The sequence below is a fragment of the Serratia liquefaciens genome, from assembly GCF_027594825.1.
Lineage (GTDB): Bacteria > Pseudomonadota > Gammaproteobacteria > Enterobacterales > Enterobacteriaceae > Serratia > Serratia liquefaciens_A.
On the sequence record NZ_CP088930.1, the window covers coordinates 4,708,419 to 4,730,048 of the forward strand.

The 21,630-nt window shown below is 57.8% G+C and carries 17 protein-coding genes; 6 read left to right on the forward strand and 11 right to left on the reverse strand.

Going from position 1 to position 21,630, the window contains the following annotated elements:
* Positions 1–81 precede the first annotated feature (81 nt).
* Positions 82–429 carry a DUF1294 domain-containing protein gene (locus LQ945_RS21730; protein ID WP_182821546.1) on the forward strand — a complete coding sequence of 116 codons (348 nt, stop codon included), beginning with the start codon at positions 82–84 and terminating at the stop codon, positions 427–429.
* A 37-nt stretch (positions 430–466) separates the two neighbouring features.
* On the opposite strand, the gene ltaE is transcribed toward LQ945_RS21730, so the two are convergent.
* The 5 genes from ltaE to LQ945_RS21755 all read right to left on the reverse strand — a co-directional run bounded on the left by ltaE (position 467) and on the right by LQ945_RS21755 (position 7,355).
* Positions 467–1,483 carry a low-specificity L-threonine aldolase gene (gene ltaE / locus LQ945_RS21735; protein ID WP_270101713.1) on the reverse strand — a complete coding sequence of 339 codons (1,017 nt, stop codon included), beginning with the start codon at positions 1,481–1,483 and terminating at the stop codon, positions 467–469.
* A gap of 106 nt (positions 1,484–1,589) precedes the next feature.
* A complete protein-coding gene (gene poxB / locus LQ945_RS21740) occupies positions 1,590–3,311 on the reverse strand; it encodes a ubiquinone-dependent pyruvate dehydrogenase (RefSeq protein ID WP_270101714.1) in 1,722 nt (573 codons plus the stop codon).
* A gap of 266 nt (positions 3,312–3,577) precedes the next feature.
* On the reverse strand, positions 3,578–4,582 hold the full coding sequence (gene hcr, locus LQ945_RS21745) for an NADH oxidoreductase (protein ID WP_270101715.1): 1,005 nt from the start codon (positions 4,580–4,582) through the stop codon (positions 3,578–3,580).
* 52 nt (positions 4,583–4,634) lie between these two features.
* On the reverse strand, positions 4,635–6,284 hold the full coding sequence (gene hcp, locus LQ945_RS21750) for a hydroxylamine reductase (RefSeq protein ID WP_270101716.1): 1,650 nt from the start codon (positions 6,282–6,284) through the stop codon (positions 4,635–4,637).
* Between the two features lie 174 nt (positions 6,285–6,458).
* Positions 6,459–7,355 carry a lysine exporter LysO family protein gene (locus tag LQ945_RS21755; protein WP_044549479.1) on the reverse strand — a complete coding sequence of 299 codons (897 nt, stop codon included), beginning with the start codon at positions 7,353–7,355 and terminating at the stop codon, positions 6,459–6,461.
* Positions 7,356–7,547: 192 nt separating this feature from the next.
* Between LQ945_RS21755 and LQ945_RS21760 the strand changes: the two genes are divergently transcribed.
* Entirely contained in the window at positions 7,548–9,212 is a 1,665-nt protein-coding gene (locus LQ945_RS21760; protein WP_020826101.1) for an ATP-dependent endonuclease, read from the forward strand.
* Here LQ945_RS21760 and LQ945_RS21765 read toward each other — a convergent pair.
* A complete protein-coding gene (locus tag LQ945_RS21765; protein ID WP_270101717.1) occupies positions 9,209–10,177 on the reverse strand; it encodes a VirK/YbjX family protein in 969 nt (322 codons plus the stop codon). The two genes, LQ945_RS21760 and LQ945_RS21765, sit on opposite strands and share 4 nt — an antisense overlap.
* Positions 10,178–10,402: 225 nt before the next feature.
* Here LQ945_RS21765 and macA point away from each other — a divergent pair, with 225 nt between their 5' ends.
* Together macA and macB are read left to right on the forward strand one after the other, a co-directional pair.
* Positions 10,403–11,485, forward strand: a complete 1,083-nt coding sequence (gene macA, locus LQ945_RS21770) for a macrolide transporter subunit MacA (protein ID WP_270103016.1) — start codon at positions 10,403–10,405, stop codon at positions 11,483–11,485.
* Complete coding sequence (macB, locus tag LQ945_RS21775) at positions 11,485–13,431, forward strand: macrolide ABC transporter ATP-binding protein/permease MacB (protein ID WP_269933954.1); 1,947 nt, start codon at positions 11,485–11,487, stop codon at positions 13,429–13,431. The genes macA and macB overlap by 1 nt, the downstream gene beginning before the upstream one ends.
* Positions 13,432–13,510: 79 nt before the next feature.
* On the opposite strand, the gene cspD is transcribed toward macB, so the two are convergent.
* Positions 13,511–13,732: a cold shock-like protein CspD gene (gene cspD / locus LQ945_RS21780; RefSeq protein WP_004942590.1), complete on the reverse strand. Its 222-nt coding sequence runs from the start codon at positions 13,730–13,732 to the stop codon at positions 13,511–13,513.
* A gap of 359 nt (positions 13,733–14,091) precedes the next feature.
* On the opposite strand from cspD, the gene clpS reads away from it, so the two are divergent.
* Together clpS and clpA are read left to right on the forward strand one after the other, a co-directional pair.
* Positions 14,092–14,412: an ATP-dependent Clp protease adapter ClpS gene (gene clpS, locus LQ945_RS21785; protein ID WP_020826105.1), complete on the forward strand. Its 321-nt coding sequence runs from the start codon at positions 14,092–14,094 to the stop codon at positions 14,410–14,412.
* Between the two features lie 27 nt (positions 14,413–14,439).
* A complete protein-coding gene (gene clpA / locus LQ945_RS21790) occupies positions 14,440–16,719 on the forward strand; it encodes an ATP-dependent Clp protease ATP-binding subunit ClpA (RefSeq protein ID WP_020826106.1) in 2,280 nt (759 codons plus the stop codon).
* 202 nt (positions 16,720–16,921) lie between these two features.
* Here the strand turns inward: clpA and infA are convergent, their stop codons facing one another.
* From infA to cydD, 4 genes are all read right to left on the reverse strand, one after another.
* A complete protein-coding gene (gene infA, locus LQ945_RS21795) occupies positions 16,922–17,140 on the reverse strand; it encodes a translation initiation factor IF-1 (RefSeq protein ID WP_002211347.1) in 219 nt (72 codons plus the stop codon).
* A 106-nt stretch (positions 17,141–17,246) separates the two neighbouring features.
* The gene (gene aat, locus LQ945_RS21800; protein ID WP_122078100.1) at positions 17,247–17,972 is read right to left on the reverse strand and encodes a leucyl/phenylalanyl-tRNA--protein transferase; all 726 of its coding nucleotides are present in this window, start codon (positions 17,970–17,972) and stop codon (positions 17,247–17,249) included.
* A gap of 30 nt (positions 17,973–18,002) precedes the next feature.
* The gene (gene cydC, locus LQ945_RS21805) at positions 18,003–19,739 is read right to left on the reverse strand and encodes a heme ABC transporter ATP-binding protein/permease CydC (protein WP_270101718.1); all 1,737 of its coding nucleotides are present in this window, start codon (positions 19,737–19,739) and stop codon (positions 18,003–18,005) included.
* A gap of 2 nt (positions 19,740–19,741) precedes the next feature.
* The gene (gene cydD / locus LQ945_RS21810) at positions 19,742–21,508 is read right to left on the reverse strand and encodes a heme ABC transporter permease/ATP-binding protein CydD (RefSeq protein ID WP_270101719.1); all 1,767 of its coding nucleotides are present in this window, start codon (positions 21,506–21,508) and stop codon (positions 19,742–19,744) included.
* Positions 21,509–21,630 lie beyond the last annotated feature (122 nt).

Consider the following 21,630-nt stretch of genomic DNA (forward strand, 5'->3'; position numbering starts at 1 on the left):
TTGTGTGGTTATGCGGGCGTTGCATCCACCGTCAGGCAGCGTCACACTACGCACCGTTTGTCCGTGCTAAGCCGAAAAAACATGAAACTCAATGCCGTTTGTTATGCCCTGTTAGGTCTGGCGCTGATCGCCAGTTTATTTTTCCTGCATCCGATTTGGATGTGGTGGCTGTTGGCTAACCTGCTGACGTTATTGGTGTACGGTGTCGATAAACTGGCCGCGCGCAAGGGATGGCGTCGGGTGCCTGAAAGCACGTTATTGGTGTTCGGGCTGGTGGGGGGCTGGATTGGGGCGATTGTCGCGCAGCAATTGTTCCGTCACAAAACCCAGAAACAGCCGTTCAAAAGTTGGTTTATCTTCAGCGTAGTGTTGAACGTCGCGGCGACGCTGGCGATCTGGTACTGGGTTTACGGCCGCTGGATCCTCTAAAACACGGGGCGTGTTAGCGCCCCGTTGAGGCAATGCATCAGGCATGCTGCCTGAGGAATTGTTGCCACAAATCGACGACCCGCTGTAAATCCTGACGGCTGACGTCGAGGTGGGTCAGAATGCGCGTCAGCGGCCCGCTGCTGATCAGCACGCCGCGCTCCCGCATCCAGGGGCCCAGTTTAGCCGCCAATTCGGCGGATTGACGCAGGTATAACACGTTGGTTTGCGCGCCCGGTTCGGCGATCTCCACGCCAATATTTTGCAGCTGCTGCTCCAGCCACCTGGCGTTATCGTGATCTTCTCGCAGCCGTTCGACATTATGCTCCAGCGCATAGAGTCCCGCTGCGGCCAGGATGCCGGCCTGGCGCAGGCCGCCGCCGGTCATTTTGCGCCAGCGTATCGCTTGCTGAATAAAGGCTTCGCTGCCGCACAGCAACGAGCCTACCGGAGCGCCCAGCCCTTTTGACAGGCAAATGGTGAAGGTGTCGCAATACTGGACGATCTCTTTCAGCGGCACATTCAGCGCGATGGCGGCGTTGAAGATGCGCGCCCCGTCGATATGCAGTGCCAGCTTGTGTTCACGGCTGAATTGCCAGGCCTGTTGCAGGTACGCCAGCGGTAACACGCGGCCGCTGATGGTGTTTTCCAGGCTCAGCAGTCGGGTTCTGGCAAAGTGAATATCATCGGGTTTAATGGCCGCCGCAACCTTGTCCAGCGGCAGGGTACCGTCCGGGTTGGCTTCAATCGGCTGCGGTTGGATGCTACCCAATACCGCGGCACCGCCGGCTTCGTATTTATAGTTATGCGCCTGCTGGCCGACAATGTATTCGTCACCGCGCTGGCAATGGCTCAGTAGCGCCACCAGGTTTGCCTGGGTGCCGCTCGGCAAGAACAGCGCCGCCTCTTTACCGGACAGGCTAACCGCTTCCGCCTCCAGTGCGTTGACCGTGGGGTCATCGCCGTATACATCATCACCGACTTCGGCCTGGGCCATGGCTTCGCGCATAGCGGTGCCGGGGCGAGTGACGGTGTCGCTGCGTAGATCAATAAGCATAAAAATCCTTAGCGCCAATGAGAGGAACGGTTTCTATCATAGCGGGATTATTGCGTGGCAAAAACGGAAAGTGACAGGCGCGGCGGTAGCCGCGCCTGCAGAAGGGTTAACGCAACCAGTTGGTTTTCGCCAGTTCGACCACTTCATCGCCGCGGCCGTTGATGATCGCCCGCAGCATATACAGGCTAAAGCCCTTGGCCTGCTCGAATTTGATCTGCGGCGGCATCGCCAGCTCCTGCTTGGCGGTGACGACATCCAGCAACGCCGGGCCGGGGTGTGCCAGCATTTCCTGCAGTGCGCCGTCCAGATCCGAAGCTTTCTCCACGCGAATGCCCTTGATGCCGGCGGCGTTGGCTATCGCCGCAAAGTCAGGGTTATGCAGGTCGGTGCCGTCGGTCAGATAGCCCCCGGCCTTCATTTCCATGGCCACAAAGCCCAAAACGCTGTTGTTGAAGATCACAATCTTGACCGGCAGTTTTAGCTGGGCTAACGACAGGAAGTCGCCCATCAGCATAGTGAAACCGCCGTCGCCGCACATGGCGATCACCTGTTTGTTCGGTTCGGTTGCCTGTGCGCCAATCGCCTGTGGCATGGCGTTGGCCATCGAACCGTGGTTGAACGAACCGAGCAGGCGGCGTTTGCCGTTCATCTTCAGATAGCGTGCAGCCCAAACCGTCGGCGTGCCGACGTCGCAGGTGAAGATGGCGTCGTCGCTGGCGTACTGACTGAGCTGCTGTGCCAGATACTGCGGGTGAATAGGCTGGTCGTCGTTGGCGGTGGCCAGGCCATCCAGATCCTTGCGCGCGTTGCGGTAGTGCTCCAGGGCCTTGTCGAGAAAGGCACTGTCGCTCTTGGGTTCCAACTGCGGCAGCAGGGCGGTGAGGGTGGTGTTGATGTCGCCCACCAGCGCCATATTGACCGGGCAATGTGCCCCGATGCTGCCAGGGTTGATGTCGATCTGAATGATATTGGCATTGGTTGGATAAAACGCGCGGTACGGAAATTGAGTGCCGAGCAGCACCAGGGTATCGGCGTTCATCATCGCGTGGTAGCCGGAAGAGAAACCGATCAGGCCGGTCATGCCGACGCTATAGGGGTTGTCCCATTCGATATGCTCTTTACCGCGCAAAGCATGCACCACCGGTGCCTGCAACAGTTCTGCCAGCTTGACCACTTCATCATGAGAACTGGCGCAGCCGCTGCCGCACATCAGCGTAATGTTCTTCGCCTTGTTCAGGGTTGCAGCCAGCTTGTTCAACTCGCTCATGGGCGGCTGCACCAGCGGTAGCGCAGGGGTGTGCCATACCATGCTGGCGTCTTCCGGCGCCATGCGCAACGCCACGTCCCCCGGCAGCACAATCACCGACACGCCGCGATTGAGGATCGCTTTGCGCATGGCAATCTCCAGCACCCGCGGCAGCTGTTCCGGATTGGAAACCAGTTCGCAGTAGTGGCTGCATTCGCGGAACAGTTCTTGTGGGTGAGTTTCCTGGAAGTAGCCGCTGCCAATCTCGCTGGAGGGAATATGGGCGGCGATGGCCAGCACCGGCACGTGGTTGCGGTGGCAGTCGAACAGACCGTTGATCAGGTGCAGGTTGCCGGGCCCACAAGATCCGGCGCAGACCGCCAGTTGGCCGGTAAGCTGGGCTTCGGCACCGGCGGCAAAGGCGGCGACCTCTTCGTGGCGTGTGCCCAGCCATTCGATGGTGCCCATACGGTGCAGGCTGTCGCTGAGGCCGTTAAGCGAATCGCCGGTGACGCCCCAAATGCGTTTCACACCGGCCTGTTCCAGAGTTTTGGCGATCAGCGTGGCTACGGTTTGCTTCATAATTCCCCCAAGCGTTGTAAAGGCCCCTTCATCTTTCAAGCCACAGCGTTGTTGGCTGCACGTGTGCACCCCAGTCACTGACCTGAGTCAGCTCCTGGGGATACCCACGCTTGCCGCCTAGCTGTGACTTGAAATCTATTGGGTATGATTTATCAGTCTTTCTCAAATAAACGCAGTAATACGCATGGAACCGGGAAAGTGTAGAAGGGGAAGGGAAAACCTGCTTGCCGATAAATGCCCCATCATTGGCGATGGGGCGGCAAGCGTCAGGCGAGGGTGACGTCGCCCTGGAGCTGGCAACTGCAGGCCAGTACGTAGCCTTGGGCGATTTCAGCCGGGGTGAGCGTCATGCTGCTGCTGGTGGTGTAGTCGCCTTCGAGGATGCGCGTTTTGCATGAGCCGCATACCCCGGCGCGACAGGCCGCGTTGACCGGCAACGCGTTCGCTTCCATGGCCGCCAGCAATGTGCTGCCGACCGGAACGCGGAATTCACGCAGCGGTCGGGCGGTGCGCAGCGTTAATCCTTCGCCTTGGCCAATATCGGCTTCTGCTGGAGTATGGAACTGCTCTTTGTGGAAGTGGCTGGCCGGTACGCCAAGCTGCAGGCACAGTTGCTCCGCCTGCGCCATATAAGGTGCCGGGCCGCAGGTCATCACCCTGCGTTCGGTGATATCCGGCGCGGCCTGGCGCAGCACTTCGGCACTGATCCGCCCGCTGAGATAACCTGGCTGGATATCTCGCTCCGCCATCAGCGTCAGCCGCAGCTGCGCATGAGCGGCGCACAGTTCGCGCCATTGCTCGGCGAAAATGGTGTCGGCAGGGGTGCGGACGTTAAAGATCACCGCGATATCACAGGCCGGGCGATTGGCCACCAGCCAACGGCACATGGAGATGATTGGCGTGACGCCGCAGCCGGCGGCCAGCATCAGGTAGCTGTCGGCCGGGTGTTGTTCACAGCTGAACTCGCCCTGAGCATCGGACAGCCACAGGGTGTTGCCAGGTTTAACCTCACGCGTCAGCCAGCGGGAGCCTATGCCGTCCGGCAGACAACGTACGCTGATGCTGAGAAAACGGCTCTGGCCGGGTGAAGAAGATAACGTATAGGCGCGTAGCGTCTCTTCGCTATTGCGAATGCTGACCAGCGCAAACTGACCGGCTTGATAAGGGTAAAAAACGTCGCAGATCAGGTTTAACGTCCAGACGTCGGCGGTTTCCTGCCGGATCGAATGGACCTGCATACGGTTAGGGCAAAGTGGGCTGGGTTGGGTCATAGGGCACCTCAAAAGCAAAGGGGCCGGCATCTGCGGCCCCAAAAAAACGGGATCAACCAAGCAGGGCGTGCAGGTCCTGCTCAACGGTAGTAATCGGGCGCATGCCGAACTTGTCGTTGAGGATCGCCATCAGGTTATCGGTCAGGAAACCCGGTGCCGTCGGGCCAGTGACAATATTTTTCACCCCTAACGACAGCAGCGTCAGCAGGATGACGATCGCTTTCTGCTCAAACCACGACAGGACCAGGCTGAGCGGCAGTTCGTTGACGGTACAACCGAGCGTATCGGCGAGTTTGACCGCCAGCATGATGGCAGAATAGGCGTCGTTGCACTGGCCGACGTCCAGCAGGCGCGGCAAGCCTTCCAGGGTGCCGAAATCCAGCTTGTTGAAGCGATATTTGCCGCAGGCCAACGTCATGATCAGGCAGTCTTGCGGGACGCTGCGGGCAAAATCGGTGAAATAGCTGCGCTCATCGCGGCTGCCGTCACAGCCCCCCACCAGGAAGACGTGACGCAGTTTCTTTTGCGCCACCAAATCGATCACCGTATCGGCGGCGTTGAGCAGCGTCTGGCGGCCAAAGCCGACGGTGATCATATGTTCGATTTCGGTATACGGGAACCCCTTCATGTCTTGTGCCTGGGCGATCACCTGGGTGAAGTCATCTCCTTCCAGATGGTTGACGCCCGGCCAGCCGACGATGCTGCGCGTCCAGATGCGATCGCCGTAGTTGCCGACGTTAGGATCGATAATGCAGTTGGAGGTCATCACGATAGGACCGGGGAATTTGGCAAACTCGGTCTGCTGGTTCTGCCAGCCGCTGCCGTAGTTCCCCACCAGATGCTTGAATTTTTTCAGCTCCGGGTAGCCGTGTGCCGGCAACATTTCGCCGTGGGTGTAGACGTTCACGTCCTGCCCCTCGGTTTGCTCAAGCAGCATGCGCAGATCTTTCAGATCGTGACCGGAGATCAAAATGGCTTTACCTGTCACCGGGCGGACGTTAACCGCGCTTGGCAGCGGATCGCCATAGGTCTGTGTCTCGCCATGATCGAGAATGGCCATCACGTTGAAGTTCATTTTGCCGATGCCCATGGCGTTGTTCAGCAGGGTATCCACATCGCTCGGTTGGGTGCCGAGCCAAGCCATAAAGGCGTGGTAATCGGCGTAGATCTGGTCGTCATATTGGCCCAGCACGTGGGCGTGTTCCATATAGGCCGCCGCGCCTTTCAGGCCGTACAGGCAGAGCATGCGCAGGCCGTGCACGTCGTCGCCGACCTCGGCTTTATCGGTATTCAGAGCGAACTGAGCCGCCTGTTGCAGCAGAGTAGGCATATCGTCACCGGCCAACTGCAACGTGGCTAATGGATGATCCACGCGTACGCTGGCATCCAGCAGGCGACAGCGGGCGGCCAGTGATTCACGCAGAGCAATGGTTTCGCGTGCATAACCGATTATGCGGTCAGAATCGAAGTTGACGTTGGTCAGGGTGGAGAAGAAGGCGCGTGGGGCAAAACTGTCGATATCATGATCGACGATCCCAAGAGCCCGTGCCTGCAGCGCCCAGGCTGACAGCCCTTGTAATGCTGCTACCAGCAGATCCTGCAGGTCTGAAGTTTCCGCCGTTTTACCACACATGCCCTGGGCATAAGAGCAGCCGTTGCCTGCCGGGGTACGAATGGTTTGTTCACATTGCACACAGAACATAATCGCTTCCTTTTTTAAAGTTGCATTTTAAATGCTTGTTTAAGAGCATAGATCGGCAACCGGGGCTTAAAAAGGCTTTTGTGGCGTAACCAAGGGGAAGTTTGATTTAGCGCAATTTTGCTGTGCGGATGGGAATTATTACGCTTTCCGGGGGCGCGCCCCCCGGAAAAGAGGTCAGGAGAACAGGGCGATCAGTACCGGTGCCAGCAGGCTTAGCAGGAAGCCATGCACAATCGCCGGCGGCACCATTTCCAACCCGCCGCTGCGCTGCAACACCGGCAAGGTAAAGTCCATGGAGGTGGCACCGCACAGGCCCAGTGCAGTGGAACGGCTGCGTCGCACCAGGCTTGGGATCAGCATAATCGCCACCAGCTCGCGTGCCAGATCGTTAAAGAAGGCTGCGCTGCCCAACACCGGACCGTAGGCATCGGTGATCAGAATGCCGGAAAGCGAATACCAGCCAAAACCGGAGGCCATGGCCAGCCCGGCTTTGATCGGCAACCCCAGCAGTTGCGCTGCCAGCGCACCGCCGGCCAGTGCACTGATCGTCACCACCACGGCCACCATCATGCCGCGTCGGTTAAGTACGATTTGGCGCAGGGTCATGCCGCTGTTGCGCAATTGGATGCCGACCAGCAGCAGCAGGAAAATCAAAGCGTACTCGCTGCCTTTATTGGCAAACTGCAGCCATTGCCACTGGGTCAGGCCGAGCAGGAAACCGCCGAGCACCACGCCACAGAGTTTGAGCGATTCCAGCGCCATATGCAGGCGCGAGGGCAGCTTTTCCTGTTTATGGCTGTTACGCCACGGCATTTTATGTTCCAGCAGCGCCAGCATCAGCAGGCTGGCCGCGATAATGCACAGGAAGAACACCGAGGCATACTGGAAAATCAGCACCAGATTACTGCTCAGATCCTCCAGAAACGCCAGGCTGATACCCATGAAAAACAGGATCACGTAAACCATCCAGCTCAGCAGACGGTTAATGGTTTGCAGTAACGTTCTGCTGCGTAATGGAACCAGGTAACCGGCAATCAGCGGTAAGAGAATAATCAGCAGTCCTGAATACATGGTGAAGCTTGCGTCCTTTGTTCGGCAGATGGCGCCAGGATGACCGGCGAGGCCCCACACGCTAACCAAAACGGCGACCGGAGTAAAGCGGCAGATTTGACCTCCCCCTCTTGACCTGCAAGGGGTTTTTTGACCATGCTCAGAGAAGGTCACCCCATTAAGGACGGTGGCAGCGCGCACGGGAGGCGACAGATGTTCTTAGAGCGTATCGAGATTGCAGGTTTTCGCGGCATTAACCGGCTGTCGCTGATGCTGGACGATAACACGCTGCTGCTGGGCGAAAACGCCTGGGGTAAATCCAGCTTGTTGGACGCCTTGACCCTGCTGTTGGCGCCGGAGCAAAAGCTGTACCGTTTCGAAGGGCATGACTTTCATTTTCCCCCTGGCGAGGAAGAGGCCAAAGAACGGCATTTACAGGTGGTCTTTACCTTTTGCGAGAAAGACATCGGCCATGCTCACCTGCCTCGTTACCGCCACCTTTCGCCGCTGTGGGTCAAAGGCGAGGATAACCTCAACCGAATTTATTACCGCTGCGAAGGCGAACTGGCCGATGACGGTACGGTTTGTACCTGGCGCGGCTTCCTGGATGCCGACGGTAACGCGATGCAGTTGCATCATATTGAGCAACTGGCGCATGCCATTATCCGCATCCATCCGGTGTTGCGCCTGCGCGATGCGCGTTTCATCCGCCGCCTGCGGCCCAGCACGCTGAACGATGAAAACCCGGCTGACAATAAAGCCCTGTCCCAGCAGTTGGATCAGTTGACGCGAGAACTGGTGCGCAACCCGCAAAAGCTGACTAACGCCGAGCTGCGGCAGGGGTTGGCGGCAATGCAGCAACTGCTGGAGCACTACTTCGCCGAGCAGGGTTCGCAGGTGTCGCGGCCGCGCCGACAGCGGCTGGATCAAGATCAGGATCAGCAGGCGTGGCGCTCGCTGGACAGCATCAACCGTATGGTGGCAGAGCCTAACAGCCGTAGCATGCGGCTGATCTTGCTGGGGATGTTTTCTACTCTGCTTCAGGCCAAGGGCAGTATCAAGTTGGATCCGCACGCCCGGCCGCTGCTGTTGGTGGAGGACCCGGAAACCCGTCTGCATCCGATTATGCTGTCGGTGGCCTGGGGGCTGCTTAACCAGTTGCCGCTGCAACGGATCACCACCACCAACTCCAGCGAACTGGTGTCGCTGGTGCCGGTAGAGCACGTCTGTCGGTTGGTGCGTGAGTCTGGGCGCGTTGCCACTTACCGCCTGGGACCGCGTGGGTTGAGCCCGGAGGATGGGCGCCGCATTGCTTTTCATATTCGTTTTAACCGGCCATCCTCGCTGTTCGCCCGCTGCTGGTTGCTGGTGGAAGGCGAGACGGAAGTTTGGCTGTTGAGCGAGCTGGCGCGCCAGTGTGGGTATCACTTTGAGGCAGAAGGCGTACGCGTAATCGAGTTCGCCCAATGCGGATTGAAACCTTTGCTGAAGTTCGCCCGCCGCATGGGCATTGAATGGCATGCTTTGGTGGACGGTGATGAAGCGGGGAAAAAGTACGCCAACACCGTACGCAGCATGCTGGATAACCACGATGATAACGAGCGCGACCGACTGACCGCGTTACCGGCACCGGATATGGAGCATTTTATGTTCCGCGAAGGTTTCAGCCCGGTCTACTACCGTGTGGCATCGGTGCCGAAGAATACCCAGATGCCGGTGCGTAAGGTGATCCTCAAGGCGGTGCATCACTCCTCAAAACCCGATTTGGCGATCGAGGTGGCGATGCAAGCCGGCCAGTGGGGCACGGATTCGGTGCCGCCACTGTTGAAGAAAATGTTTTCGCGTGTGACCTGGCTGGCGCGTGGCCGCGCCGATTAGGCTGGAGTAAAACGGGGCAGGGCACGAAAGTGCTCTGCCATACCCTGTTCCAATTCGTCCAGCAACTGATAGCGGCGGCGGTATTCGGCCCGCTTCTTGCTGACCACTTCATCGATCGGTTTACGGGTGATGTGTTCCGGCAGCAGGAAATAGCCGCTTTCAAGCATCTTGCCGCCCATGGACGTCCAGAATTGATCGTAATCGGCATGCAGCTTGTCTTTCTTTTTACTGTGATAACGCCAGTTCTGGTAGATATGGGTGGCGTTGCCGACCGCCACAATTTGTTGAATACCCAGATGATGAGCCAGTGCACATATCCCTTCCAGCGCCAGGCGTTTCGGGAACAATCCGTGGCACTCCTTGGTAGCCTGCTGGATTTCGGCATGCGGAACCTGGTGATTCGCTCCCTGTAACCCACCGATAAACAGCGTCGGTTGCTGCTGATAGTGCATCAGCGAAAAGGTAATCTCCGCCAGCATAATGCCGTTGGCGTTACGCAACAGCAGGGTGGCTTCGCCTTCCTTATTCAGGTTATCGATGGCCGCCAGCTCCAGTGAAACCGAGGCGCCGCTCTTGCCGTTGGCGCAGGCTAGCACAAAGGGCTTTTTCAGATGACCGAGCAGCATTTTCATCGGCATGCGTTGCGTGCTGAGATCGTAGTGATCGCGCAGGGCGAACAAGCACTCGATTTTGCTCATGTTTGCTGCCAGATACGGGCGATGCAATTTGCACGGCAGATTGGGCTGCGCGTTCAAGATCTCATCCAGCAGGGGATTGGACGCGAGCATATTGAGTAAGCCGCTGGTGGTGCGCCAGCAAAATAACGAACGACCGATAAATTTCAAACGGAATGACGTTTTCTTCCAGGCTTTACTCGGCGTCTTTTCGCCATTGATCAGCGCCGTCATCAGTTGCCAGCCGTTTAGCGGGCGTGCAGATACGAGTGGATAGCTGAGCTGTGACATGATGAAATCCTTGACTGTATTGAATGGTGCTATTTCATCAAGGCTTCACTAAACGAGAGGTCAATGCCCAACTGTAACCAAGCGTGTCTCCACATTGTGTTGAGCTAAGGTTTAGTTATTCCGCACCGTGCGTGATAATTTAGCCCCGCTGCCGCTATTGGCAGTATGAATTGCAACAGGCAGGAACCTATTTTGACGTGGTTTAAAGGACACAAGCGACGCTGGATGATGGCGCTGATGGTAGCGGCGGTAATCGCTGTGCCGGCGGCCTGGCACTTCGGTCACCCGACGCCAACCCAATTTAAAACGGTGAAGGTCGCCAAGGGCGATCTGCAGCAAAACGTCCTGGCGACCGGTCAGCTTGATGCGGTTCGCAAGGTGGATGTGGGTGCACAGGTCAGCGGCCAGTTGGAAAGCCTGTACGTCGAGATTGGTGATCGGGTTAAAAAAGGCCAATTGCTCGGTGTGATTGACCCGCAACAGGCGCAAAACAGCATCCGCGAGGGTGAGGCGACGCTGCGCGAACTGCATGCCCAACTGCAGCAGGCCCAGGCGGAACAACAGCTGGCGGCGGTGACGCTGCAGCGTAATCAGGCGCTGGCCAAGCTGCAGGCGGTTTCACGGCAGGATCTGGATCAGGCGGCCACGCAGCTGGCGGTGAAAAAGGCGCAGGTGGGGACCATCCATGCGCAAATCGCCAAAAACCAGGCCAGCCTGGATACGGCAAAAATCAATCTGGCTTTTACCCGCATTGAAGCGCCGATGGATGGCGACGTGGTACAAATCACCACGCTGCAAGGCCAGACGGTGATTGCGGCGCAACAGGCGCCGAACATTTTGACGCTGGCAGATCTCAGCACCATGCTGGTGAAAGCCCAGGTGTCGGAAGCGGACGTCATCAGCCTTAAGCCGGGGCAGAAAGCCTGGTTCACCGTGCTGGGTGATCCAAATCGGCGCTTTGACGGCGTGCTGAAAGACATTCAACCGACGCCGGAAAAGGTCAATAACGCCATCTTCTACTACGCCCGTTTCGAAGTGCCGAACCCCGAAGGGTTACTGCGTCTGCAAATGACGGCGCAGGTGCATATTCAACTGGCGGGAGTCAGCCAGGCGCAGGTGATCCCTCTGGCGGCTTTGGGCGATCAAATCGCGGATAACCGCTATCAGGTTTCGATCCTCAAGCAGGGCAAAGAGGAAAAGCGCGAAGTGGCCATTGGGCTGCGTAATAATATTGACGTGCAAATCCTCAGCGGACTGAATATCGGCGACGAAGTGATCGTCAGCCGCGGCGGCGCGGAGCCTCTCTGATGGCCGCGTTGTTGGAACTGAGTGGTATCAGCCGTAGCTATCAGTCAGGCGATCAGACGGTGGCGGTGCTGAAGAACGTGAGCCTGAGCATCGAGGCCGGTGAAATGGTGGCCATTATGGGCGCCTCCGGCTCCGGTAAATCGACGCTGATGAATATTCTCGGCTGCCTGGATAAGCCCAGCGCCGGCGTGTATCGGGTGGCCGGGCAGGACGTGGCGACGCTCGATAGTGACGCGTTGGCTCGGCTTCGGCGTGAACATTTCGGCTTTATTTTTCAACGGTATCATTTGTTGCCGCATTTAAGCGCGGCGCATAACGTAGAAGTGCCAGCGGTATATGCCGGTCTGGGCAAGGCGGCACGACGTGAGCGTGCGGTGGCGCTTTTGCAGCGCCTGGGGCTCAGCGAGCGCGTCGGCTACCGGCCGAGTCAGCTTTCCGGCGGCCAGCAGCAGCGTGTCAGTATCGCTCGTGCGCTGATGAATGGCGGTCAGGTGATCCTGGCGGATGAACCGACAGGCGCTCTCGACAGCCATTCCGGTGAAGAGGTGATGACCATCCTCAAGCAACTGCGCGAGCAGGGGCATACGGTGATTATCGTGACCCACGATCCGGCGGTGGCCCAGCAGGCCGAGCGGATCATTGAAATCCGTGACGGCGAAATCATTGCCGATTCACGCCCGGATGGGCAGAGCAACCCGAACGCCAAACCGCTGGAGATGGTTACGCCGGCGCCGACCTGGCAGCAGACTATCGGGCGTTTCCGTGAAGCCTTGGTGATGGCCTGGCGGGCAATGGCAGCAAGTAAAATGCGCACCGCGTTGACCATGCTCGGCATTATTATCGGCATCGCCTCGGTGGTTTCGATCCTGGTGATTGGCGACGCAGCCAAACAGATGGTGCTGGCAGATATCAAATCCATCGGTACCAATACGGTAGATATCTATCCCGGCAAGGACTTTGGTGACGACGATCCGACTTTCCGTCAGGCATTGAAGTACGACGATCTTGCCGCGTTGCGCGAGCAGCCTTACGTCAGCGCATTGTCACCCAGCATCGCCAGCAGTATGCGGCTGCGGTTGGGTAACGTCGATGTTGCTGCCAACGTTAACGGGGTCAGCGAGCAGTTTTTCCGCGTGTACGGCATGACCTTTACTGAGGGCGTCGGCATTGATCAACTGCAGGTGCAATCGCAGTCGCAGACGGTGGTGATTGACGCCAACACCCAGCGACGCCTGTTTCCGAATCAGAAAGAGGTGGTAGGCCGGGTGATCCTGGTGGGCAATATGCCGGCAACGGTGGTAGGGGTAGCGAAGGAAAAGCAATCTATGTTCGGCAGCAGCAAGACGCTGAACGTCTGGGTGCCCTACAGCACCATGGCCAATCGGCTGATGGGGAACGCCTATTTTGATTCGATTACCGTGCGCATTCGTGATGGTTATAATAGCCAGGAGGCGGAGCAACAGTTGACGCGTTTGCTGACGCTGCGCCACGGCAAGAAAGACGTCTTCACCTATAACATGGACAGCCTGGTGCAGACCGCAGAAAAAACCACGCGTACGCTGCAGCTGTTTTTGACGCTGGTGGCGGTGATTTCACTGGTGGTCGGCGGTATCGGTGTGATGAACATCATGCTGGTGTCGGTGACGGAGCGCACGCGTGAGATCGGTATCCGCATGGCGGTAGGGGCACGCTCCGGCGACGTATTGCAGCAGTTTTTGATTGAAGCGGTGCTGGTGTGTCTGGTCGGTGGTGCCTTGGGGATTACGCTGTCCTTTGCCATCGGCCTGTTGGTGCAGCTGGTGTTGCCGGGTTGGCAAATCAGCTTCCCTCCGGCGGCCTTGTTGAGCGCGTTTGTGTGTTCTACCGCTATCGGCGTGGTGTTCGGTTACCTTCCGGCCCGTAGCGCGGCGAGGCTTAACCCGATCGACGCGCTGGCACGCGAATAATCAGCGAATAAAAAATGCCAGTCACACGGCGGCTGGCATTTTTTAGCGGGGTGTTTCAAACTGACTCGGTGGAAGGGCGTTAGGCCAGGGCCTCGCTTTCCAGTGGCACAATAAGACTCGCATGGTTCCCTTTTGGCCCTTGGTGCACATCAAAACTGACCTGCTGGCCAGCCTTTAGCGTCCGGTACCCATCCATCTTAATCGTAGAATAATGGGCGAAGATGTCTTCGCCGCCGCCTTCAGGACAGATAAACCCAAACCCTTTGGCGTTGTTGAACCATTTAACAGTACCCGTCTCCATGCTTTTACATCCCTCGCAACGCTATTTTTAGGTGAGATGAATAACTGAATTCGCACCCGCCAGAAGCAGGTAGCAGATGAGCCTGAAAGTGGTTAAAACACCACCAGCTCACGAATTTACACTCTAGAGCAAATGATCATCACGTCAAGGGATCGGCTTTTGTCGACAGGGAGCAGTTCATCAAAGTTTGAAGCAGGTAACGATCTTGACATTGTTTGGTAACAATTCGTCAGAGATTTTTGCGCACGTTCCAGTGCGGCGGGATGATGGCGAAGATGATAAAATAGTAATGATACCCCACTTTGAATAACCGGAACCTGTCCCCATATTAAAGGACAGAGCAGAGAAGATGAGCAGCGATGGGCAATAACAACGGTTGGCTAAATTTCGAACATTTGGCCGAGGAAAAACAAATCGATGCGGTAAAACCGCCGTCTATGTATAAAGTTATACTTAACAACGACGATTACACACCGATGGAATTTGTGATTGACGTTCTGCAAAAGTTCTTTTCTTATGATATTGAACGCGCAACGCAACTGATGCTCACGGTCCACTATCAAGGCAAGGCGATCTGCGGTGTTTTTACCGCCGAGGTGGCGGAAACCAAAGTCGTCCATGTGAACCGTTATGCGAGGGAGAACGAGCATCCGTTGCTTTGTACGCTAGAAAAAGCCTAGATTTAGGCAACTATTGGGGAGGTGCTTATGCTCAATCAAGAACTGGAACTCAGTCTCAACATGGCTTTCGCCAGAGCGCGTGAGCACAGACACGAGTTTATGACCGTGGAGCACCTGTTGCTGGCGTTACTCAGCAACCCTGCCGCGCGAGAAGCGCTAGAGGCATGTACGGTGGATCTGGCTGCGTTACGCCAGGAGCTGGAAGCCTTTATTGAACAAACTACGCCGACGCTGCCCGCCAGCGAAGAAGAGCGCGACACTCAGCCGACGCTCAGCTTCCAGCGCGTACTGCAGCGTGCGGTATTCCATGTGCAATCTTCCGGCCGCAGCGAAGTCAGCGGCGCCAACGTGCTGGTGGCGATTTTCAGCGAGCAGGAGTCGCAGGCGGCTTACCTGCTGCGCAAACACGACGTCAGCCGTCTCGACGTAGTGAACTTCATTTCACATGGCACACGTAAAGACGAGCCGGGCCAAGCGCCGAATGCGGAAAACCCGGTGAATGAAGAGCAGTCCGGAGGGGAAGACCGTATGGAAAACTTCACCACCAACCTCAACCAGTTGGCACGGGTAGGCGGCATCGATCCTTTGATTGGCCGTGACCCTGAGCTGGAGCGTGCCATTCAGGTGCTGTGCCGTCGTCGTAAAAACAATCCGCTGCTGGTGGGGGAATCCGGCGTGGGCAAAACGGCGATTGCCGAAGGCCTGGCCTGGCGCATTGTGCAGGGCGACGTTCCGGAAGTGATGGCGGACTGCACGCTGTACTCATTGGATATCGGTTCATTGCTGGCCGGTACCAAATACCGTGGCGACTTCGAAAAACGGTTTAAAGCGCTGCTGAAACAGTTGGAACAGGATAAGAACAGTATTCTGTTTATCGATGAGATCCACACCATCATCGGCGCCGGTGCGGCTTCCGGCGGGCAGGTAGACGCCGCCAACCTGATCAAACCGCTGCTCTCCAGCGGTAAGATCCGGGTTATCGGTTCGACCACCTACCAGGAATTCAGCAACATTTTTGAAAAAGACCGCGCATTGGCCCGTCGTTTCCAGAAAATCGACATCACCGAGCCGACGCCGGAAGAGACCATTCAGATCATCAACGGCCTGAAGACCAAGTACGAAGCGCACCACGACGTGCGTTATACCGCCAAAGCGGTGCGTGCGGCGGTCGAGCTGTCGGTGAAATACATCAACGACCGTCATTTGCCGGACAAGGCTATCGACGTGATTGACGAGGCGGGCGCCCGCAGCCGGTTAATGCCGGTAAGCAAGCGCAAGAAAACCGTCAACGTCGCCGACATCGAATCCGTGGTGGCGCGTATTGCGCGTATCCCGGAGAAAACCGTGTCGGCGAGCGATCGCGACGTACTGAGAAGTCTGGGCGATCGTCTGAAAATGCTGGTATTCGGGCAGGATCAGGCGATTGAAGCGCTGACTGAAGCGATCAAGATGAGCCGTGCTGGTTTGGGGCACGATCGCAAGCCGGTCGGTTCCTTCCTGTTTGCCGGGCCAACCGGCGTCGGGAAAACCGAGGTGACGGTGCAGCTGGCGAAGGCGATGGATATTCAGCTGCTGCGTTTTGATATGTCCGAGTATATGGAACGTCATACCGTCAGCCGTCTGATTGGCGCGCCTCCGGGCTACGTCGGTTACGATCAGGGCGGTCTGCTGACCGACGCGGTGCTCAAGCATCCGCACTCGGTGGTGCTGCTGGATGAAATCGAGAAGGCACATCCGGACGTGTTCAACCTGTTGTTGCAGGTTATGGACAACGGTACCCTGACCGATAACAACGGCCGCAAGGCGGACTTCCGCAACGTGATCCTGGTGATGACCACCAACGCCGGGGTACGTGAAACCGAACGTAAATCGATCGGTCTGGTGCAGCAGGACAACAGCACCGATGCGATGGAAGAGATCAAGAAAGTGTTCACGCCGGAATTCCGTAACCGTCTGGACAACATTCTTTGGTTCAACCATCTGTCGACCGAGGTGATCCAGCAGGTTGTCGATAAGTTTATCGTCGAACTGCAGGCACAGCTGGATGCGAAGGGCGTGTCGTTGGAAGTGAGCGATGAAGCGCGTGACTGGCTGTCGGTGAAAGGCTATGACCGTGCAATGGGCGCTCGTCCGATGGCGCGTGTGATGCAGGAAAACCTGAAGAAACCGCTGGCCAACGAATTGCTGTTTGGTTCACTGGTGGACGGCGGTTCGGTGAAAGTCGAGCTGGACAAGGACAATCAGAAACTGACTTACCACTTCCTCAGCGCGTCGATGCGTAAAGCGGATGAAGGTGCGGTGCACTAAGGCCGGGTCAGATAAAGAAAAAGCGATGCTTCGGCATCGCTTTTTTTATGGGTGAATTTCACCACAACAGAAATGATTGAGCCCTCTCAGTTTACCTGCGCTCTCGCAACTCGATGTTGAACGTTGCTACGGGGGTAAACGGAAAGGGCTCCGGAGGCATTACATCCTCGGTGCCGCCATCGGCTGGCGACGAGTGAGCCGATTAACGGCTACGGAAGACAATGCGGCCTTTGCTCAGGTCGTACGGGGTCAGCTCTACAGTGACTTTGTCGCCCGTCAGGATGCGGATGTAGTTCTTACGCATTTTACCGGAGATATGTGCGGTTACCACGTGCCCGTTTTCCAATTCAACGCGGAACATGGTGTTCGGCAGCGTATCAAGAACGGTGCCCTGCATTTCAATATTGTCTTCTTTGGCCATCGAATCCTCTAGGTCTAACTACCTTAGTTTTTAACCGGCAAGATAATGCCGAAAAACCCACATTATGTAAAGAAGTGTCGGCGAACATTGCACCGTTTCCGCAAAATTAGTTTGTTGGGGAGGGTGGTTCAACCTGCTGTGGGGGTAACACTTGCGGTGCCCAACACTCTGGCGCTAATGGCTTGCGCTGAAGTTGGCTGAGCTGCTGCAAAAATTGTCTTCGGGGGATCTCTTTCGCTCCCAGCGTGGCAGTGTGAGCGTTAAGCACCTGACAGTCAATCAATTCTCCGCCATAAGCGGCAAAATGACGGCAAAAAGCCATCAAAGCGCATTTGGACGCGTTGGGGGTACGGCTAAACATCGATTCGCCGCAGAACAGGGCGCCCTGGGCCACGCCGTACATGCCCCCCACCAGCTTGTCATCCTGCCACACCTCTATCGAATGGGCGAAACCGAGGCGGTGCAGGTGCAGATAAGCGCGCTGCACCTCCGGGCCAATCCAGGTGCCTTCCTCCGGCCGATCGGCACAGGCGGCGATCACCGCCGCAAAGTCGTGATTTAGCGTGACGCGGAAGGGGTTGCTGCGCAAAAAGCGTTTCAGACTGCGGCTGATATGGCGTTCGGCCGGGAACAACACCGCCCGTGGGTCGGGCGACCACCACAAAATGGCCTCCCCGGGGGAAAACCAGGGAAAAATGCCGCGCTCATAGGCAGCCAAGAGACGAGGCGCTGTCAAATCACCGCCGATAGCCAGCAAACCGTTAGGATCGCGCAGCGCGCCCTCAGGAGAGGGGAACGCCAGCGACTGCGATGACAGCTTAACAATGCGCATATAAGGTCTCAGCGTCCTCTACAGGCTCTTTTACAGCGGTATCCCGCTGATACGTTGACGGAACTGGGCATAACGCCCCCGCTGGCGCATCAGGGAGAGGTGGTCGCCTTGCTCAACGATGTGCCCACCGTCCATCACGCAGATCCGGTCAAGGTGTTCCAATCCATACAGGCGGTGAGTCACCAGGATCAGCGTTTTTCCCCGACAATGTCGGCGCAGCAGCGCCAGGATCTGCTGTTCGGTTTCGGCGTCCAGGCCTTCGGTCGGCTCATCGAGCAACAGCAGCGGTGCCTGATGCAGCAATGCACGAGCAATGCCCAGACGGCGCTGTTCTCCGCCGGAAAGCTGCCGGCCGCCGTCTCCCAGCCAGGCGTTGAGCCCTTCGTTTTCCAGCAGCTTGTCTAAACCGACCTGCTGCAACACTTCGCGCAGTTGTTCATCGGTCGCCGTTGGCGCGGCGATACGCAAGTTTTCGCGCAGCGTATCGCTAAAGATATGCACTCGCTGACTGACGACGGTGGTCATCTGACGCAGCGTGCTTTCATCGTAAGCGGCCAGGGGATGGCCGTTGAGCAGCATCTGCCCGCTGTCGGCGTTCCAAGCGCGGGTGAGCAATTGCAGCAGGGTAGATTTACCGCATCCGGTGCGGCCGAGCAATGCAATGTGTTCACCGGCGGCAATCTCCAGCGTGACGTCCTGCAGCACCGGCTGCGGTTGGCCGGGATAGGTAAAGGTGACCTGTTGCAGGCTTAGCATGGCGCCGTTTTCGGCGGCCGGGCCATTGGCAGGGAAGGTCACTTCCGGTTGCCGATCGATAACCTGCTTCACCCGCGTGGCGGAAGCGATCACCTGACCCATATGCTGGAAGGCGCCGGCTACCGGCATCAAGGCTTCAAACGAAGCCAGGGCGGCAAACACGAACAGCGCAATCAGTGCGCCGGGTTGGCTGTCGCCACCGATACCGGCAGCGGTGAGCCACAACATCAACGTTACCGTCAGGCCGCTGGCCAGGATCATCAAAGCCTGTGCCATGCCGCCCAACGAAGCTTGCTGCCACTGACGGCGCTGCCACTGTTTTTCAGTGGTATCCAGAGCCGCGCGGAAGTGATCCACGGCACCGAATACCACCAGCTCGGCCTGACCTTGCAGCCAGGCGGTCAGATCGGTGCGGTACTGGCCGCGCAGGGCGGTCAACTGGCCACCAATCGGCTTGCCGGCACCATAAAATACCGGTGGCACCAGCAGCAACAGCAACAGCAGGATGCCGCCCAGCGTCAGGGCCAGTGAAGCGTCCAGCCAGCTCAGGCCGTAAGTGACCACGACAATCACCACGGCGGCGCTGACCAGCGGTGAAATTACCCGCAGATACAGATGATCCAGCGTATCGACATCCGCTACGAGTCGATTCAGCAGATCGGCCTGGCGGAAGCGGGCGATGCCCCCCGGCGACAGCGGCAGGATCTTTTTAAAGGTGAAGACCCGCAGATGAGACAGCACGCGGAAGGTGGCATCGTGGCTGACGACCCTTTCGGCATAGCGCCCGGCGGTACGGAAAATGGCGGCACCACGCACGCCGGCTGCCGGCAGCATGTAGTTGAAGGTGAACAGGCCTGCCAGCCCGGCGAGGGCGGAGGCGGCGAGGAACCAACCGGACAGTGCCAGCAGGCCGATACTGGCCAGCAGCGTGATGATGGCCAGCAGAATGCCCAGACAAATCAGCAGGCTGTGGCGACGGTACAGCGCCAGGAACGGCAGTAAAACGCGCATGATTATAGGTCCCCGCGGCGGTGAGCGATCAGATTGGCAAACAGGCCCGGTTGGGCGCTCAGCGTGGCGTAATCGCCTTGCTGGACGATATGCCCGTCTTCCATCACCCAAATCTGGTCGTAACCTTCAGTATCTTCCAATTGGTGGGTCACCAGCAGGGTGGTTTGTTGATGTGAAGCCGCATTCAGCGCCAGCATGACTTGCCGTTCACTGTGGGCGTCCAGGCTGGCGGCCGGTTCATCCAACAGCAGCAAACGGCGCGGGCTGATCAACGCCCGGGCGACGGCCACGCGCTGAGCTTGCCCAACGGACAGGCGTGCGGCGTTATCGCCGACTTCGGTATCCAGGCCCTGCGGCAGATAGGGCAGGATCTCGCCGACATAGGCGTCCTCCACGGCCCGTTGCAGTTGGGCCTCGCTGGCCTGAGGATTGCCTAACAGGATGTTGGCCCGCAGCGTTTGCGCCGGCAGATGCGGATTCTGTCCTACCCAGCCAAGTTGCCGGCGCCAGCCTTCGGCCGCCAGTTCGCGCAGTTCGATACCATTAACCTTCAGCGAACCGCGATAGGGTAAAAACCCGAGCAGCAGGTTCAGCAACGAACTTTTTCCGGCGCCACTTAACCCGACCAAGGCAATGCGCTGGTTGGCGGGCAGGGTGAAGCTCAGTGGCCCGGCCAGCAGCACGCCATTTGGCGACAGGATCTCCAGATCCTGCGCTTGCAGCTCCAGCGGCGCATGGGTATCCAGGGATTGTGTGCCATTGCCCATTTGTTCGCCCTCGGCGCTGAGGAAGGTTTCCAGCGCTTCGGCGGCACCCACGGCTTGCGCCTTGGCGTGGTAGAAGGTGCCCAGATCGCGCAACGGCTGGAAGAACTCCGGTGACAGGATCAGCACTAGGAAGCCGGCAAACAGCGTGACGCCGGTGCCATAACTGCCGAAATTAAGTTCGCCAAGGAACGAGAAGCCAAAATAGACCGCCACCACGGCGATAGAAATGGAGGCAAAGAACTCCAGCACCGCCGATGACAGGAAAGCCAGACGCAGCACTTCCATGGTGCGGCTACGGAAGTCTTCGGAAGATTTGGCAATCTGCTCGGTTTCCGCCTGCGCCCGATTGAACAGGCGCAGCGTGTCTAACCCACGCAGGCGGTCGAGGAAGTTACCGCTCAGACGCGCCAGCGCTACGAAATTGCGTCGGTTAGCGTCGGCGGCGCCCATGCCGACCAGCGCCATAAACATGGGGATCAGCGGTGCGGTGGTCAACAGAATCAGACCGGCGGCCCAGTTGATCGGGAATACGGTGATCAGGATCAGCAGCGGGATAAACACCGCCAGATACATCTGTGGTAAATAACGGGAATAGTAGTCCTGCATATCCTCGATCTGTTCGACGATGATGCTGGCCCAACTGCCGGCCGGTTTTCCCTGGATCCAAGCGGGGCCAAGTTGTTGCAGTTTATCCAGCACCTGCTGACGCATGCGCTGGCGGATCACTTGTCCGCAGATAAAGCCGACGCGTTCACGCAGCCAGCTCAGCACGGCCCGCAGCGCGAAGGTGGCAGCCAACCAGATAAACGACGGGATCAACTGCTCACGCGGCGCCTGTTCGATAATCAGGGCGTGGAGCAGGGCGGCCAACAGCCATGCCTGAGCGACAATAAGCATGCCGCTGATTAGCCCCAACAACATGGAAAGGCGCAACCAACGCTGCGCCAGGGTGCTCTGAGTTTTGAGCCAAAGGGTTAACTGTTGCTGTCTGGTTTTTTTCATCAGATATGAGTCTGCGTCGCCGGTGCCTGTTGTTACAGGCAAGGTTAACGTACTGTTAAAAAAAGTGTTTGCCCCAACCTGAAGCGAACAAGTGAAGGCCAATGTTACCTCTTCACCCGGCA